We start from the raw sequence: 17,389 nt of genomic DNA on the forward strand, positions 1-17,389 counted from the left end.
TTCGAGCCGGTCGCCTGTACGCCAGCCGCAGGCTGGGAGAAAAGGCAAATTGAGAATCAGGTGGGCAATGTACGGGAATGGCTATTCACGCCGCTTGCGCGCTTTTCTAATCTGGTCGAACTCAATGACTGGCTGGCTATACGCTGCCGAGAACTCGCTCAACGCAAACACCCCTGCCATCGTGGACGCACTATCAACGAATGTTTCCAAGAAGAACAACGCGTGTTACGTCCAATCATCGCCCCGTTTGAAGGTTACGTTGAACAGATGATGCGCGTCTCAAACACCAGCTTGGTGCACGTGGATAGAAATCGTTATAGCGTTCCGGTTCGCTTTGCCAGACAAGCCGTGTCTGTACATATAAGCGCCAACCCAATCCAAGTGGTAGCCCAGGCTCAGGTCGTTGCGACTCACCAGCGAGTCTTTGGGCGGGACCAACTCATCTGCGATCCTTGGCATTATCTGCCTGTGCTAGAGAAGAAACCCGGTGCCTTACGCAATGGTGTGCCTTTTGTTGAGTGGGATTTACCGCTTCCCATTCAAGCGGTACGGAAATGCCTGCTGAAGCGCCCTAAGGGGGATCGTGCCTTTGTCGAACTGCTCCTGTTGGCTCAGAAAGTCGGCCTGGAGGCTTTAACCGTGGCGTGTGAATGTGCTTTAGAAGCCGGTACAGTGACGGCCCCCATCATTATGAACGAAATGCGCAGACTGACCGACCCGGGTCCGCCCACTTCGCTTGAATGGCCCGATGGTATTGTTTTAACGCTAGAACCCCTAGCAGATTGCCAGCGCTATGACCACCTGCTCGGAGAAACCCATGCCCACTGACATTCACGCCACTCTCACCGCATTGCAACTGCATGGCATGGCCACGGCCTGGAGCGAGTTACAAGCCGAAAAGCCAAAACTCATTCATCGCCCTGAAATTTGGATAGAACGCCTGATCGCCGCTGAGCAAACAGATCGAGCATTACGCCGTTTACGCTATCAGCTTAAAGCCGCACGCTTTCCTATCCATCGAGATTTACTCAGCTTTAATTGGCAAGAAACGCCTCTGTCACAAGCCGTCATCGAGCAACTCGCCACGGCCGACTTCACCGATGCCGCACATAACTTGATCCTAGTCGGCGGGTGTGGAACGGGCAAAACTCATCTTGCAACGGCGCTGGGCGTGGCCACCATTCATGCCGGAAAACGGGTCCGTTTCTTCAACGGCGTCGAATTGGTCAACGCGCTCGAACACGAAAAGCAATTCGGTAAAACAGGTAACCTAGCCAAACGCCTTACACAGATTGATGCTCTCATCATTGACGAGCTTGGCTATTTGCCTTTCCCCGCTTCCAGTGGCGCACTGCTATTCCAGCTCATCGGACAGCTTTATGAGAAAACTTCTTTAATCATCACGACCAATCTCTCATTTAGCGAATGGGTACAGGTCTTCGGTGACGCAAAAATGACCACCGCTCTCTTAGATCGTATTACTCACCATTGCCATATCCTGGAAACTGGCAATCAATCTTACCGTTTCAAACATCGAAATATCCCTTCAAATTGAGTCCCTTAACTGGAAACTTTTCGGCGCTGTTTACTGGCAAATTTTGGACGCTGTTTGACAGCCAGTGAGTAAAAACGCATGGCATGGCTCTAAATTAGTCCCAAAGTGGCATACGAATTACAGCTTCTCTCCCACTGGACTAATTACCCTTACCAAAATCAACTTATTCTTAAAAATCCCGGTTTTTACGAAGCAACTGCAAGGTTGCTAATAGGCGTTATCAAACAAGGCCCCTAATTAATTTTTTACATAGTGAAATTTAATGAGAGGAAAAAAGCTACTCCGTGCGTTGAGCGTCGGCGTTTCACCACACTTCACCAGAGAGAGGTGTAGGACCATTTTGCTCTGCTAATATCGCCCAATGGATAAAAAATAGGTGCGAGGTACAAGCCGCACTCCTTAAGTCAAATAAGCTAAAGGAAGAAAAATGGAGCTACTAGGGCAAATATGGAGAGCGGGTTGGGGAATAACACGTGATTTTAATAAATCAGCAACGGATTTTTACAAAGAAGCGCTGGAGTATGAAAAACAAGGTGCGCTGGATAAGGCTCAAGCCTGCTACAGACAGGCACTTCGTGTGACAGAAAAATTAAATTCAACTGAAACCCTCGCTCGGATCCATTTGGATTATGCAGGTTTGTTGGAAAAACAGCGTAATATGATTGAGGCAGGCAATGCCTATCAACATGCCCAAAGATACGCACTGGATGCATCTAGATTAGAGCCGGATCAACTCGAAGTCCAGGGCTTACTTAAAAACATTGGCCTTTGTCACAGTCAATATTTATTGGCTCAAGGACTGAGCGCCCAATCCGAGCAAGTGCTTCGAGAAACTGTGCAAGTGGTTAAAGGAAATGTGTCTGAGCAAAACGCGAGGTCAGACACATTTTTACCACTCCTCACAAACAATTCGGCATCCGACTCTTTGCCTTTTTCTACTCAAGCAGGCAATCCCGAAGGAAAGATTGTCGTACAAAACTGCCAAGGTATGATTAATGCGCCCGTCCAGGGCAAGAATAACACGGTCAACGTGCATTACTATTCACCGAATTCAGAGGCTAGGCAGCCTCATGCGGTCTCGTTAGACAGCTTGCGCAATGCGCTTTATCAGCACTACCAATTATCTAATCTGTCGATTCAGCGTATATCGGGTGAGACCGCCTCACTGGAAGACTGTTATATCAATCTGGCGATTGTAGAAGGTCAGGCGCAACGTGAAAAAGACAAAGAAGAGTTGAAAAAGAAAGCTGTGTCTTTCGAACGTTTGCCCAGCAGTGAGCGGCAGCAGCTTGAGTCGACGAATCTAAACAAGTTAATTGCGTTAGAGCGCCTGTTTGAGAAGCAAAAATTACGCGATGGTTCAGAAGGTACTCCCAAACGGATCTTAATTCAAGGTCGAGCAGGGATTGGGAAAACCACCTTGTGTAAAAAATTGGTGTATGACTATCAGAACCATGCATTTTGGCAGGATCAATTCGATTGCGTCTTGTGGGTTCCTTTACGACAACTGAAGACGCATGCCCCTAAACGTTTAGAAGATTTGCTCTGCACTCAGTATTTTGCGGGCTATGAAATGAGCCAAGCGCAGGCACTATCCAAGACTTTTTACACACATCAGGCCAAAACACTGTTTATCTTAGATGGCTTGGACGAAGTCGTCGGGGAACTTAACGACGGCAGGCCTTTAAAAGATTTTTTACATATATTACTCAATCAGGCGCATGTGGTGATTACCTCCCGACCTGCCGGGGTGGATGCCAAACTGTTGGGGGAGTTGGATTTGGAGTTGGAAACAGTCGGTTTTAGTCCGGCCAATGTACAGGCCTATATTGAAAAATTTGCGCCTGGACCGAATCAAGCAGCGATTCAACAGTTTATCAACCAGACTCCGTTGATTCAGGGACTGGTGAATATTCCGATTCAACTCGATGCACTGTGTTATAGCTGGGATCAGATTCCTCAGAATAAAACGGTGACGATGTCGACACTGTACGAGGCGATGGTGGACAAATTATGGCGTAAAGACAGTGTGCGTTTGGAGAAAGAAGAAAAAGGAAAGGTATTAGGGGTGGAGGTCATTGAAGATTTATCAGAATCGGATCTGGCAGAATTGATGACGGCTGAAATCGATTATCTAGGCTATTTAGCGTTTAAAGGCTTGGAGACGGAAAAAATTGAATTCAGTCGTGAAGAGCTCAGTCAGCGTAGGAAAGAATTAAACGGAAGCGCTCAAACAGGGCGGAAATTGCCGCTGAATTTTACGACGAATCTGAAAAAAACGTCATATTTACATACAGCGGATGCGCATCGGCCTGAATCGGAGCGACAGTATCATTTCCTTCACTTAACGTTTCAGGAGTTTTTTGCGGCGAAGTTCTTGGCAGGGCATCTACAGGCGTATACAAAAGTGGAAGAATCCTCTACCCCCGTTGGGCAAAAGGACTTAAGCGTCATGCCGCAGCGACATGAAGTGGAAGCATTTATCGCCACACATAAATACAATCCGCGGTATGAGATCGTATGGTGGATGGTGGCGGGTTTACTCAAGGGCGCAACGCTCGAGAATTTCTTTGATGTACTTGAGCAATCGCCGCGAGACCTGATCGGAGGACGTCACCAGCAGGTGTTAATGGGATGTTTAAACGAAGCGCGGAGTCGATTGAACCCAGAGGCCGTGCTTGGATTAGAAAAAGCGTTTATGAGGGGGTTTAATTTCGAGAGGAAATTGAGCAATGGTGAGTACGAGAGCAAGCTGGGTCGACAAAGCGCTTTCCCGGAGCATCTGCTGCTCGCATTGTTAGATCAGCCTGATAACATAAAGAGCGAGATTATTAATGCATTAGGCGCACGCCCCACGCTGTCCGAAGCTGCCGAGCTGGAGCTGATCAGCACTTTGCAGGATCAAAGTGAGAATATCAGGTCTGCGGCAGCCACGGCGTTAGAACGCCGCACGCTGTCAAATGCCGCCGTGCAGGCCTTAATTAGCGCTTTGCAGGACCAAAATGAGAATGTCAGGTCCAAGGCAGCCGAAGCGTTAGGAGGCCAGAGTATTCTATCTAATACCGCGGTGCAGGCCTTGATCGACGCGCTGCAGGATCAAAATGAGAATGTCAGGTCCAAGGCAGCCGGAGCGTTAGGAGGTCAGAGCATTCTATCTGACACCGCGGTGCAGGCCTTGATCGACGCGCTGCAGGATCAAAATGAGAATGTCAGGTTCAAGGCAACCGGAGCATTAGGAGGTCAGAGCATTCTATCTGACACCGCCGTTCAGGCATTGATTAGCGCTTTGCAGGATCAAAATGAGAATGTCAGGTCCAAGGCAGCCCGAGCGTTAAGAGGTCAGAGCATTCTATCTGACACCGCCGTTCAGGCATTGATTAGCGCTTTGCAGGATCAAAATGAGAATGTCAGGTCCAAGGCAGCCGAAGCATTAGGAGGACAAAGCATTCTATCTGACACCGCGGTGCAGGCCTTGATCGACGCGCTGCAGGATCAAAATGAGAATGTCAGGGATGCGGTAGTGATGGCGTTAAGAGGCCGTGATACGCTGCCTAAAGCCGCCATGCGGACCATAGTAATTGGCGCATTACAGGATCAAGATGCAGATGTCAGGGATGCGGCATCGAGGGCGTTAGGAGGTCGGCGCACATTGTTCGTAGCCGACGAGCAGGCCTTGATCAGTGCTTTGCAGGATGAAAGTAGAGGTTTAAGGCGTGCCGTAGCAAGTTGGTTAGAAGGCCCGAGTACGTTGTCTGACGCCGTAGTGCAGGCTTTGATCGGTGCCTTGCAGGATGAAGATTGCACTGTCAGGTCTGCGGCAGGGAGGGCGTTAGAATACCAGAGCACGCTATCTGTCGTCGCTACGCAGGCCTTGATTAGCGCTTTGCAGGATCAAGATCAGTATGTCAGGTTCAAGGCGGCAAGGGCTTTAGGAAGCAAGGACTCCCTGTCCGAAGCCGCTGTGTTGGCCTTGATCGAAGCTTTGCAAGATCAAAATAGTTATGAGGTCAGTTGTATTGCAGAAATGGCATTAAAAGGCAAGAGTCTGCTGTCAAATGCCGCTGAGCAGGCCTTAATCGGCGCTTTGCAGCATGAAAATAAGGAAGTCAGATATAGGGCAGTGAGTACCTTAGATGGCGAGAGCGCGCTGTCAGATGCCACCGTGCATGCCTTAATTAACATTTTACAGGATGAACATAAGACTACCGGATTTTCGGCGGGGATCGCGTTACGTGGCCGGAGCACGCTGCCAGATGCCGCCGTGCAGGCCTTGATCGGCGCTTTGCAGCATGAAAATCCGGATATCAGGTATGTGGTGACGAGGGCGTTAGACAGCCAGAATACGCTGTCAGATGCCGGTGTACAGGCCTTGATCGGTGCTTTTGAGCATGAAGATACGATTAGGCCTGTGTTAGCGAGAGCGTTATTAAACCATCTTGAGGATATTTACGCTGTGCTGCCCGGTTTGTCGCCTAACCAGATTGAGACCCTCTATACGAAATGTTTGTTCAATTACAGCTGTAAACACAGAGCTCCACTGTATGTTCAAGATGATCGGCTTCATTTTTATACAGAAAGGGGGGCAGGCCAGACAGCCCGGATAGAAAAAGTTAAGCTAGAAAAAATCATACAGGCTTTTGAAGCAGTGCAAATCAAGGGCGGACTGTTGCTAAAGGAAGCTTAGTCTCAAGGTCGAAAGGAGGGCGTGGAGCGGCTCGCGTAGCAAAAAATTTTCACCGGTTTTTTGCTACGAAAGAATCGTCTGATTTAACATAACTCTCATTCGAGATATTTTTGGTTGTAGCAGCTAAATTGCAATGTCTGATCTGCACCTTTTTTATCCCCATTTAAACAAAAAATGACTTTATCTGAAACACATTTATATCCTGCTGCGGCAGTAACGAAAAGCCTTGGGGAAGGTGCGATGACATTCCTTTTGTGATCCCAAGGTTTTCGAACAATCGCTACCCATCTAATTCGTTGCTCTTGACAAACGGACGGACAAATAGCGGGGGGATTAGCTTGACCTGATGCCCAAACTCTACCAACTCCCAAGCCATCTGGTGCGCTCCTGCACACGCTTCCATAACCACCATAGTAGTCTGAAAATTGTTGAAAAACTCAAGCAATTGCTTACGGGTGAGCTTCTTGCAAAGTGCCATCCATTCAGCCTTGTGTTGTCCATGAACGCGAAATAACTTTTTACCCAGATCAATACCTACCAGCTTCACTTTATCCATGATGGCTATATGAACGCCTCCCGTTTGAGCAAACTTTTCTTAAGTTCAGACAGATAGGTTAGGCTGCAGCTCTATATTCGACCTCTTGCAGCCGATACTAAAGCTGCGGGCCCCGATGAAATTCGCTGACTCACACCTCATTCTTCGAGCGAACTTAAAGCTCTGGCCATCATGCAGGTTTAGTGAGTCCCGGTCCAACCTGTTTTGTCATCCCATTTGAAATGCCTGCGCAACCTTTGGAGGTGTCACTCTTTAAAAAATAAAGATAAACTTTCTACACCGTGCGGCCTGCTTATGCAGGCTTAACGCTAACGTAGTCTGTTTGGTACAACCGGTTATGAGCCAATAGTGCCCAAATAGTTCGAGCCATCTTGTTGGCGAGCGCGACGACCACAACATTCAATGGACGCCGTTTGAGCATCTGCTCAACCCATAAGCTTGGCTGTTTCGCATGTGCGAGCACGCTACGCGCTCCGTGAATGAGCAAGGTACGCAAATACACATCACCACGCTTGCTGATGCCTTGCAACTTCACTTTGCCGCCTGAGCCTGTTTGCTTGGGAACCAGACCAATCCAGGCCGCAAACTCTCGACCTGACTTGAACACTTTCGTATCCCCTATCGTTGCAACGGCAGCACTCGCGGTGAGCACCCCAACCCCAGGTATCTCCATCAGGGCCTTGGCTGCTTTATCTTCTTTCATCCATTCACGCAACCGTCTCTCGATTTCAGCGATTTGCGCGTCCAGCTGCTTTAACCCATTCCACTGTTCTCGTAACGTATCAAGCAACATGCTTGGCAGGCGATCGGCTATCCTTTCCAACACAATAGGCATCGCTTTATCCAGCGCGGCTCGCCCTTTTCCTATCACTTCACCGTATTCAGTCAATAAACCGTGCAAACCGTTTATTTGCATCGTGCGAAACTTCACCAACTGCTGACGCATTCGATGTAACGCCAGCACCGCTTGTTGCGCTTCTGTCTTGACGGCAATTGCCTTACCTGGCTGCTGCACGGCTAGCCAGATGGCTCGTGCATCCGCTGCATCATTCTTATTACGCACATTAAAAGCCTTCACAAACTTCGCTGGCATCAGCTTCACCTGGTGTCCCATTAGGATCAATTGCCGAGCCCAGTGTTGGGCTCCACCACATGCCTCCATGCCTATTAAACAGGACTCCCGATTGGCAAAGTGCTCAAGGAACTTCGCGCGTTTAATCGGCTTGTTCACTATTTCCCCTGTCTCTATGTCTATGTAGTGCACCTGCATCACATTTTTTGCAATATCAATTCCGACTGTTGTAAGCTTCATTTTGGACTCTCCTGTTTGCCTGTGAAGAAAATCTTCGTGATCTTCCATTTTAGGCACTCTGATGCCGTCGGCCTGGAGGGTCCTCTTCCATTCGCCCTACAGACTGGTGGGAGGCGTTCATTACATTCTTCTAACTTCATAAGTTTAGAAGGTGGAAGGGACCATCTCATTACGTGTGGCACACACCTTGAACTCCTTCGAGCGATTTAATCACCTATTCATTCAACTTCGATACATTATGTGGCACTGTCAACGTCCAAAAAATAGCTGGATTTTTATTATGGACACCCATATTGCTTCAAGCATAAGCAGGTGATGAGGATCTCATAATTATTTGTTGATCGAGTGGTACAGGGGCGGGCTTGCCTTTTGCCATTTTTTGCTCAAGCAACATTTGATTGAATGACGTTAATCCTTGCGCCCCTTCTATAGAAGCTCCATCAAGCGTCAATCTATTTTGATGCGAAGCCCACCGGAAAATAACTCGATGCCCTTCTTCTAATACTTGCCAGAGGCGAATAATATGATCCCTTCCCCCTGTCAATAAATACTTGCCCTCGTCGGTTTCGTACCAAACTACGGATTCAATGAAAAAACCAGCACCTCCAAGTGTCGCCAAACATGTGCCGGAAGCGATATCCCATATCTTGGCTGTATCGTCTAAACTGCCTGAAGCTAATAAATTTCCTTTTGAGGAAAAATCAATACTGACCACCGTACTCGTGTGTCCTTTTAAAGATTGTACTTGGGTTCCTTTTGTTATAGACCATAAATCAATAGTATATGAATGACCTCCTAAAGCAATCAAAGATTGGTCAGGTGAAAATAATAGGCATTCGAGCCGCTGAGAGATTTTTTCTTTAAAAATTTTTAGAGGAGTAGTTTTGTTCCCTTCTACTTCCAATAATTCAATCATCTTTCCCTCAGGAGCTCGAGCCAATAAAGTCTCATCTGGGGAAAATGCAGAAGCTGTATAAAAAAGATATCTAAAACTTTTCCGACGAACGGCTCTTTCCATCTCTATGGCCCATAATTCCCCCGCGTAGTAGAAATATTTTCCGCTACACGAAGTCGCAGGATTTCCAACCATATTACGATGCGGTAGAGTTCCAAGAAGTTTTAGATTCCCACTCCCCGCTATCAAAAAAATCAACAAATCACGCTCACTGAAACCTCTATTATTCCGAGTTGCAAGTAACACGTTCTTATTAGACAGAAATGCAAGGCTATCAATCCAGTTACCTTGCATTTGGAAAGTTCTGAGAAGAGCCGCTTTATTGCCAGATATAGACCATAGTTTAACTACATTATCCTCGCTGCAAGAGGCGAATTGACCATTAGATACGGAGGCAATATGCCTAACATAGGCGCGATGGCCTATAGAAGTACTTGAAAATTTTTCGTCAATATTTCCAACTGACCAAAGCTTAACCATGCCTTCATTACTACTTGAGAGAATTTGAGTATCATTATTCGAAAATGTAACGCTCTCAATCTCCGCACGGTGGCCTCGAAATTCTCTGATAGGAATTACACTTTCTCCTTGAACAGGCCATACTTTGACCTCATTATCATTGCCAGCCGAAACAATCCAGCCACTATCTTTAGAAAATTTAATACGATGGTATCCTCCTTCAAAAGTTTTCAAGAGACGTAGATTATTATCTTCAAATAACCATAATTTCACAGTCTTATCTAAATACGATCCGACAGAAGCCAAAAGAGTATCATTGCCACTGGGGGAAAATACGACGCGTTCAATGTCATTTTTATGCCCGCTTACTGCTGCTAGCGGCATCGTGCTATCACCCTCAACAAGCCAAATTTTGATATTAGTATTGTCATCATCTTCCCAAAATCCCCATCCTGGCCACCCTCCAGAGGCCAGCAGCTTGCCATCAGAGGAAAATGCCACACTATTAACCGCTCTAGACTGCTTCTGAAATTCTTTCAACGGCCTGATATCGTTATCTTTCACCCCCCATAACCGAAGAATTCCATTATGGCTACCCGAAGCTAATTTAGCTCCATTAGGTGAAAACGAGATGCCATTAATCTGTCCAAAACTTTTTGTAATGGTTTTTAATAAATTGAAGCCATCTAATCCAATTGACCAAAATTTAATCGTGTCCGTTCCACTATACCCTTCTGGGAATCCTCCATTACCATAAGTTATCGCTGGCCCTGAACCACTATACTCTGCAAAACTGTAATTATGGCTCACAGAAACTAGGTATTTCCCATCCGGAGAAAATTCAATATGCTTAACCTCCTCTTCATGACCATTAATAACATGTAGGGGCATTAATGTTCTAGCATCATAAATCTCAATAACATTATTCAACGCTATTACTATCCAACGTTCGTCAGGCGAATAACAACTATGGCACGTATTCACAGAATCAGGAAAATTCAAAGCAGGAAATTCATTAAACTCTATCCCACTTAGTTGGGCACGATCAAATTTCGCATTTCTTAGCCACGCTCCAGTTAAATGCACGTTACTTAAATCAGCTTCACTAAAGTTAACACTGTCGAATACTCCTTGCATTAATTTCGCACCCGGTATATGAATTCCACTAAAATCTTCACCATTAAACTGTACCCCCGCTCTGACTAAAACCGTGATCGCATTCGCCGCTCCTCTTTCAAACTGCACCCCTTCTTCCCCTTTAGATTGCTCAATCACCCTTAAAAGGCGCTCTTCTAACCGCGGCTCTTGTTGTACGCGTTCTGTTAAAAACAGCAATACTGTTGGATCATTCACAATATTTAATCGGTTGAACCATGAAAAAGCTTCAATCTTGTCAACAGCGGCAAGCCCCTCCCACAACGATCTCGCCACTAGATAATCCTGAACTGATTTATGGATAAACTCAAATTGTTCGTCTCGGCAGATCAGCGGTGCATTAAAGCGTAATAATTTAATCTTTTCATTACTGTCACTAAAGAACTTATCTCGCCAATCTTGCGTTGCCGCGCTAGATTCGTCATAGGAAAGCTGCTCCGAATACTTCACATGCACCAATCCAGCCTGATACATTTCTATTGCCAAATCTTTACTAAATTTTGTACCATGCTTAGCAAAAGCTTTATTCAGAAAATGAAATGCTTTCTGTTCTGCATCAGATAAGCGAATACCACTTAACCGATCTTGCGAGCGCTCAAACCAGCTCTCTACGAATTGATCATATAATGCAAGGCGAGTAATATGTTGATTACTCGCCTTGTACTTCTCGGCCAAAACAGGCAATTCGCTCAAGGACAATTTGAGCAAAAAAGGATTGCGTATCAACTCTTTAACTTCAGATCGCTCTAGAATTTCTCCATGCTCCGCGACACTCTTTTCTAATTCTGGGTATGTGCACTTATATTTGTTTACATATTCCTCAATCGATAAATCAGAGAATGGAGCGAGTTGATAGGTTTGAAGTAAGTACGCCTGATCTTTTGGGTGGAACTGGCGTTCATATCGATCTCCTAAATATTCCGGGCGACTGGTAATAATCACTTTTGCTCGCCATTCATCCAGTTCATTTTCTATATAGAATAGGCGAGTGCGATCTTTAATCTCATCATAGCCATCTAAAATAAAGATAAAACGATAATTCGCTTTTAAATCAGTTATCTTATCTTTTGTAAAACCCTCCTTTTTTAGATATTCTAAAATAAGATTGCTATTCGGCTCCTTTAAGCTCGATAGCGAAATAAATAATGGAATAGGAGTTTGGCCGGACTTATTGGCCTCTCTGTCATAAGCTTCCCATAAGCTTCGCGCCAAATATCGATTAAAGGTTGATTTTCCAGAACCCGCTACGCCCAACAAGAGCAGCACTTTCTTTTCTTTTGAAATTAAGAAATCTCTCACCTTCGCTTCCAAACTAAAGCGCTCTTTTGTATTTGTAATTAAAGTACACTCCGGCGCGACATACATTGCCAGCGCATCTTTGATTTCTCTGTCTTTTTGCAGGCTTTCTAAATATTTTTTTTGTAGCCCCTCGATACCTAAACTAGCTAGAGGTGCATTATTCGGTTGCATAGCCATGCTTTGCAGTGGCCTCAGAATTTCTCGTAATAATTGAGCATCTGAGCCTGTTGAGTGGTAATGCACTGTAATTTCGTTATGCGAACCAACGGTTGGGATATTAATCAAACCATAATTAATCTGCATGACAGATCTTACCGCATCATAAATCTCAGCAGCTGAATGGATTTGGGCTCCCGCATCAGAAAAAGATGAAGCTAATCGAGGTAAATATGAAGCTAAGGAAGGAAGAGTACTTTGGCTTGGATTAATCGGCGACATGCTGGCTACCCCTTTTTAATAATTCGTATTTAACCTATATCTGAGTGATTCACCATCGGATAAAAACTCAGCTTTCACTGAATAAAACCTATCTACCCCAAATTACGACAGCATGGGCAATACCAAAAACTCTGAAAGCAGTCTCGCTATTTTTACTTTTATCTGGATTCCCGAATTCGACCAAAGCCACTCCAGGATTACGCTGCCTAAGCTGGCCGAGGTCAATGTCTATAACGCCAATACCTGCTAGCAGTGGCGTGAACAGGCGCTTGAATTACAAGCGTTTAGCATATGTAGCAAATTCATTAATAAGATTCATCGGGCTTTTACATTTAAAAAACTTCAAACCATCCAATTAATTCTTAGGTACCATTTTCAAAAAATTTGACAATCTAGACGTCTAACACAAACGAAAATATGGCTTCAGACCCCTTTCTTAAAATGCTTAAATGATCTTTCCTTTTTCAGAAATTTTACATCAGAAAACACATTTTTTTATATTGCTCACCAGCAGAATAATTCCCTTCAAAGTATTGCTAGAGGATTCTCCAAAAGAGGATCGGACACCTTCCTCCCTCTCAAACAACAATGCGCGGCGCTGCTTTAATAGCCGCCGATTCATTTCACTTAATCCTTCTACGCCTTCGATTATTGTATCTTCCACCGTAAGAACCGCATGCCCCGAACTCCAGCGCAGTACGGCTTTATATTCTTTTCCCCTTTTTATCACCTCCCACTCCCGTACGGACTTATCTTCACTACCAGTTATCAGATATTGGCCGGGAGAATTCTTTTTCCAGCAAATGCTTCTCACTTGTCGGCTAGAACAACCAATCTTCCCATGGAATTGACTCCATTTCATAGACAATAAATGGTTTCCATCAATTAGTTCGAAATGGAGTCAACTTGTATCATTTTATCTGTGGTGGTTAGCTACCACCACATGAGGCTATCTGTGATGCAAACTCACTCACCAAGCAACTCGCCGCTTATCTTGGTCTAGTACCCGTGGAGAGGCAATCAGGTTCCTCAGTATTTGGCCGTGTCCGACTTTCTAAGGCTGGCTCTCCAGAAATTCGCACCAAGCTTTATATGGCAGCCATTGTTGCTATGCGTTATAACGCCTATGTCAAAGCACTATATGAACGATTACGCGCCCTTGGTAAATCGGCTATGTCTGCTCTCGGCGCCTGCATGCGCAAACTTGTGCATCTTTGTTTCGATGTACTTAAATCGCGCGTGCCCTATGATGAAAATTATGGAAAAATCGCTTGACTAAAAAGACGGTATCTCCACCATCCCTTAACAAGCGTTGAGACATCAAAAGCAAGGGAATGAAATTAAAGCGGAGGAACAACAATACCATCAAGCGCCGGCCATAGACCAAAAAGCACAACAATTCAATCCCAAAAATTCGAGGGCATTTACCATTGATAAATCACAGCATGGTGTTATATTAAAATGTATTAGCCATCTAGATCTTTTAATTTGATAGAAAAAAGCTCACTTTTAGCTATAGCGTGGTCTTTTTCTCACATTTTTATAAGGAACAGAAAATAATTTTCTCAAAGCGCTTATCGAGCTTATCGAGCTTATCGAGCTTATCGAGCTTATCGAGCTTATCGAGCTTATCGAGCTTATCGAGCTTATCGAGCTTATTGAGCTTATTGAGCTTATTGAGCTTATTGAGCTTATTGAGCTTATTGAGCTTATTGAGCTTATTGAGCTTATTGAGCTTATTGAGCTTATTGAGCTTATTGAGCTTATTGAGTTCGGCTATGACGCTATCGAAGCGTCTCAAGCTGTGATTGAGCGCATAAAGGATAAAGGGGGCGTATCTATAAAAGAAATTTAGAAAAATTTCAGCAGGACCATAAACGCCATATTGAGGTGAATTGTGGCTATAAATACACATATTTAGAGAATAGAAATTTTATTCATCCATAAGCATTGAAAAAGCAATAAGATAGGATATTCGGATTGAGTTAACGCAACTTTTTTGACTAATATAAAAAACGTTGGGAAAAAGTAGTTGATCCTGAATGAGATCAAAGAATTTCAAAGAGATCTGTAAGGCTAAACGCACTACGATCGATGCTTTGAAGGTAGTAGATGTATTTAATGCTTTGAATTCACGATAGAGGAAAAGATGAGTACACCAAACTTAGCCAACACAACCCCACGCGGGAGCAGCCAGACAGCACCCAGCCTTCATTCAGCTGAGATAGCTCCCATCACCTCAGGCGTTTCTTGGGGTGCCATTTTTGCAGGCGCAGTCGCGGCAGCAGCGCTTTCTTTGATTCTTCTGATGCTTGGCACGGGCCTCGGCTTGTCATCCATCTCGCCGTGGTCAAACCAAGGCGCCAGCACGGCGGCGATAGGTATGTCGACTATTTTGTGGCTTACTTTTACGCAAATAGCGGCGTCTGGTGTGGGCGGCTATCTGGCCGGTCGCCTGCGGACGAAATGGATGGTCGTGCAAACGGACGAGATATGTTTTCGCGACACAGCGCATGGTTTCATTACATGGGCCGTAGCGACGCTATTGACCGCAGCATTGCTAACTACAACGATCAGCTCTATTGTCACCAGAGGCGGCGAAGCGGCTGCCTCAGTAGCTGGCACTGTTGCCAACGCTGGAGGGGCCGTAGTCAAGAACGCTGCTCCTTCCCTTGGTGAGAACATGGATTACTTTGTCGATGCGCTTTTTCGCAAGGACATGAGCGCATCATCGGGCTCATTTTCAGCCCAGTCAACAGGCAGTGAAATCAACTCGGCCAATTCCAACTCTGAAGTGATTCGTATCCTTTCCAATGGCATCCGAACGAAAATTTTGCCTTCAGAAGATAGGCGCTACGTTGCCCAATTGGTTGCGCAACGCACAGGCATGGCTCAAGCCGATGCCGAAAAGCGTGTGACAGCTATCTTTGACAAGGTTCAGGCGAAGCTCAAGGAGGTCGAGGTCACTGCGAAGGAATCCGCCGACAAGGTGCGCAAAGCGTCTTCCTATGCAGCGCTTTGGTTTTCTGTATCGTGGCTTTTCGGTGCTTTTTTTGGCAGTTTAGGCGCCATGTATGGCGGCCGTCGCCAAGGTTTATAAATCGCCATGGAATGGATAGCCGTAACATGCATTCACCGCTGGTATTCTCATTCCGATCACCATTTTGATCGATTTGTTCATGCCCTCATTCTTGTGTCACCCTTTTAAAGGACTTAATCATGGCAAGCACAAAGACGGCAACGACGGCCACAAAGAAGAGCACCCATGCATCAAAAACCTTAGGAGCCACGGCGATGCTGCGGGCTGACCACAAACACGTCAATGAGCTTTTCGAAGAATACGAAAAAGCGCGCGCGGCCACGAAGAAAAAAGACTTGGTCACGCAAATCTGCATCGAGTTAACGGTCCATGCCCAGCTTGAAGAGGAGATATTTTACCCCGCCGTCAAGAAAGCTTTAAAGGATCACGAGCTGGTGCCTGAGGCAACTGTCGAACACGATACCCTCAAGAACCTCATCGCTCAAGTCAAGGACGTTGAGCCCAATGGCGAAATGTTCGACGCGAAGATCAAAGTGTTGTCCGAGTACGTAAAGCATCATGTCAAGGAAGAGCAGAACGAGATGTTTCCAAAGGTCGAGAGCTCAAAGTTAGACATGATTGAACTAGGTGCCCAGATAGCAACTCGTAAGGATGAGTTGATGATAAAGTTTGCGTAGCTGATGTAGCCCATCTCAGTTTTTTGCAAAAACTGAGATGAACTGAAATTGCCCCGCTTTTAAACTAAAGCGGGGCTTTTTGTATGATGCTATTTAAATCGTACCTATTCAAAAGACAACGCTTTGTTGACCTTGCCTCGTTTTGACGTACAGTCTGGGAAGTAAAAAACCGGAAGTACGGAGAAAACAATGAAATCGTCAACCGCCTTCTGGACTTCTACTGCACTCAGATCGTGGTAGCCAGTGTGCCAGTGTGGAATATCAGGCATTAATTGCCGAAAAAAGCCTTGTACAATCGATGAGTCGCAACGGTAATTGCTGGGATAACGCCCCTATGGAGAACTTCTTTGGTAATCCCCCCACAAATTGATAGGATTTGAAAGTAGAATTTCCTCCAAAGAGAAAAAGGAAGTTTTACGTGAAGAAATCAAAGTTTTCAGAAAGCCAGATCATCAGTATTTTGAATCAGGCGGAAGCGGGATCGCCGGTACCAGAGCTATGCAGAGAGCATGGGATGAGCTCGTCGCTATTTTATAAATGGCGGAGCAAATACGGGGGAATGGATGCGTCGATGATAACGAGGCTAAAAGAGCTTGAAGAAGAGAATCGTCGTCTAAAAAAGATGTATGCAGAAAGATTAAAGGCGGAAATTATCCAGGAGGCCATGCAAAAAAAGTGGTGACGCCATCTTGCCGACGCAAGGTGGCGCAATGGGCAGTAGAGACAAAGGAAGTGAGTGTCCGGCTGGCTTGTGAGATGTTTGGGGTAAGCCAAACATGCTACCGTTATAAGCCTAAGCAGTCTTCAGAAAACGATCAGATCGCAGATTGGTTGATTCGATTAACCAGGCTGCATCGCCATTGGGGTTTTGGTTTATGTTTTTTGTATCTACGCAATGTTAAAGGCTTAAGCTGGAATCATAAGCGTGTTTACCGTATTTATCGAGAGCTGGAATTGAATCTGCGAATCAAGCCGAAAAAGAGGTTGATCCGAGAAAAGCCTCAACCCCTTGCAGTGCCAGAAAAAAGTAATGAAGTATGGTCAATGGATTTTATGCACGATCAGCTCTCGGATGGAAGAAGCATCCGGCTATTTAATGTCATCGATGATTTTAATCGCGAGGGATTAGGTATCGAAGTGGATTTCTCACTGCCCTCAGAGCGCGTGATTCGCTCGTTGGAACAAAACATTGAGTGGCGAGGTCAGCCAAAGCGCATTCGTTGCGATAACGTACTAAATGCAATAGCATAAATAGGTTA

Annotated in this window: 10 protein-coding genes and 3 pseudogenes; 8 read left to right on the top strand and 5 right to left on the bottom strand. The window is 45.5% G+C overall.

Annotation, left to right across the window (positions count from 1 at the left end; genetic code table 11):
* Positions 1–60 precede the first annotated feature (60 nt).
* The 3 genes from MCB1EB_RS12265 to MCB1EB_RS09385 all read left to right on the top strand — a co-directional run bounded on the left by MCB1EB_RS12265 (position 61) and on the right by MCB1EB_RS09385 (position 6,239).
* Complete coding sequence (locus MCB1EB_RS12265; protein WP_197721977.1) at positions 61–828, top strand: Mu transposase domain-containing protein; 768 nt, start codon at positions 61–63, stop codon at positions 826–828.
* Positions 818–1,555, top strand: coding sequence for an IS21-like element helper ATPase IstB (istB, locus tag MCB1EB_RS09380; protein ID WP_126353829.1), 738 nt, complete (start codon positions 818–820; stop codon positions 1,553–1,555). The genes MCB1EB_RS12265 and istB overlap by 11 nt, the downstream gene beginning before the upstream one ends.
* 427 nt (positions 1,556–1,982) lie before the next feature.
* Entirely contained in the window at positions 1,983–6,239 is a 4,257-nt protein-coding gene (locus tag MCB1EB_RS09385) for a HEAT repeat domain-containing protein (protein WP_045364887.1), read from the top strand.
* Positions 6,240–6,525: 286 nt separating this feature from the next.
* Here MCB1EB_RS09385 and MCB1EB_RS09390 read toward each other — a convergent pair.
* The 3 genes and pseudogenes from MCB1EB_RS09390 to MCB1EB_RS09400 form a co-directional block, all read right to left on the bottom strand.
* Positions 6,526–6,795 (bottom strand): annotated as a pseudogene (locus MCB1EB_RS09390) (IS110 family transposase); the annotation flags it as partial.
* A gap of 292 nt (positions 6,796–7,087) precedes the next feature.
* Positions 7,088–8,107, bottom strand: coding sequence for an IS110 family RNA-guided transposase (locus MCB1EB_RS09395; protein ID WP_126354008.1), 1,020 nt, complete (start codon positions 8,105–8,107; stop codon positions 7,088–7,090).
* Positions 8,108–8,405: 298 nt separating this feature from the next.
* The gene (locus MCB1EB_RS09400; RefSeq protein WP_045364881.1) at positions 8,406–12,413 is read right to left on the bottom strand and encodes an NACHT and WD40 repeat domain-containing protein; all 4,008 of its coding nucleotides are present in this window, start codon (positions 12,411–12,413) and stop codon (positions 8,406–8,408) included.
* Positions 12,414–12,525: 112 nt separating this feature from the next.
* Here MCB1EB_RS09400 and MCB1EB_RS12115 point away from each other — a divergent pair, with 112 nt between their 5' ends.
* A complete protein-coding gene (locus tag MCB1EB_RS12115) occupies positions 12,526–12,663 on the top strand; it encodes a hypothetical protein (protein WP_161566216.1) in 138 nt (45 codons plus the stop codon).
* 228 nt (positions 12,664–12,891) lie between these two features.
* On the opposite strand, the gene MCB1EB_RS09405 is transcribed toward MCB1EB_RS12115, so the two are convergent.
* Positions 12,892–13,275 carry a hypothetical protein gene (locus MCB1EB_RS09405; protein ID WP_045364878.1) on the bottom strand — a complete coding sequence of 128 codons (384 nt, stop codon included), beginning with the start codon at positions 13,273–13,275 and terminating at the stop codon, positions 12,892–12,894.
* Between the two features lie 113 nt (positions 13,276–13,388).
* Here MCB1EB_RS09405 and MCB1EB_RS09410 point away from each other — a divergent pair.
* Positions 13,389–13,688, top strand: a pseudogene (locus tag MCB1EB_RS09410) (IS110 family transposase); the annotation flags it as partial.
* A 265-nt stretch (positions 13,689–13,953) separates the two neighbouring features.
* Here the strand turns inward: MCB1EB_RS09410 and MCB1EB_RS09415 are convergent.
* The gene (locus tag MCB1EB_RS09415; protein WP_126354009.1) at positions 13,954–14,214 is read right to left on the bottom strand and encodes a hypothetical protein; all 261 of its coding nucleotides are present in this window, start codon (positions 14,212–14,214) and stop codon (positions 13,954–13,956) included.
* Positions 14,215–14,562: 348 nt separating this feature from the next.
* On the opposite strand from MCB1EB_RS09415, the gene MCB1EB_RS09420 reads away from it, so the two are divergent.
* The 3 genes and pseudogenes from MCB1EB_RS09420 to MCB1EB_RS09435 form a co-directional block, all read left to right on the top strand.
* Complete coding sequence (locus tag MCB1EB_RS09420) at positions 14,563–15,513, top strand: hypothetical protein (RefSeq protein WP_045364870.1); 951 nt, start codon at positions 14,563–14,565, stop codon at positions 15,511–15,513.
* A gap of 119 nt (positions 15,514–15,632) precedes the next feature.
* Positions 15,633–16,130: a hemerythrin domain-containing protein gene (locus MCB1EB_RS09425; protein WP_045364867.1), complete on the top strand. Its 498-nt coding sequence runs from the start codon at positions 15,633–15,635 to the stop codon at positions 16,128–16,130.
* Positions 16,131–16,548: 418 nt separating this feature from the next.
* Positions 16,549–17,360, top strand: a pseudogene (locus tag MCB1EB_RS09435) (IS3 family transposase); the annotation flags it as partial.
* Between the last annotated feature and the right edge of the window lie 29 nt (positions 17,361–17,389).

The organism is Mycoavidus cysteinexigens, from assembly GCF_003966915.1.
GTDB lineage: Bacteria > Pseudomonadota > Gammaproteobacteria > Burkholderiales > Burkholderiaceae > Mycoavidus > Mycoavidus cysteinexigens.

Coding starts and splice junctions, on each gene's coding strand:
- istB (WP_126353829.1), top strand. CDS start 818: ATGCCCACTGACATTCACGCCACTCTCACCGCATTGCAACTGCATGGC.
- MCB1EB_RS09385 (WP_045364887.1), top strand. CDS start 1,983: ATGGAGCTACTAGGGCAAATATGGAGAGCGGGTTGGGGAATAACACGT.
- MCB1EB_RS09395 (WP_126354008.1), bottom strand. CDS start 8,107: ATGAAGCTTACAACAGTCGGAATTGATATTGCAAAAAATGTGATGCAG.
- MCB1EB_RS09400 (WP_045364881.1), bottom strand. CDS start 12,413: ATGTCGCCGATTAATCCAAGCCAAAGTACTCTTCCTTCCTTAGCTTCA.
- MCB1EB_RS12115 (WP_161566216.1), top strand. CDS start 12,526: ATGGGCAATACCAAAAACTCTGAAAGCAGTCTCGCTATTTTTACTTTT.
- MCB1EB_RS09405 (WP_045364878.1), bottom strand. CDS start 13,275: ATGAAATGGAGTCAATTCCATGGGAAGATTGGTTGTTCTAGCCGACAA.
- MCB1EB_RS09420 (WP_045364870.1), top strand. CDS start 14,563: ATGAGTACACCAAACTTAGCCAACACAACCCCACGCGGGAGCAGCCAG.
- MCB1EB_RS09425 (WP_045364867.1), top strand. CDS start 15,633: ATGGCAAGCACAAAGACGGCAACGACGGCCACAAAGAAGAGCACCCAT.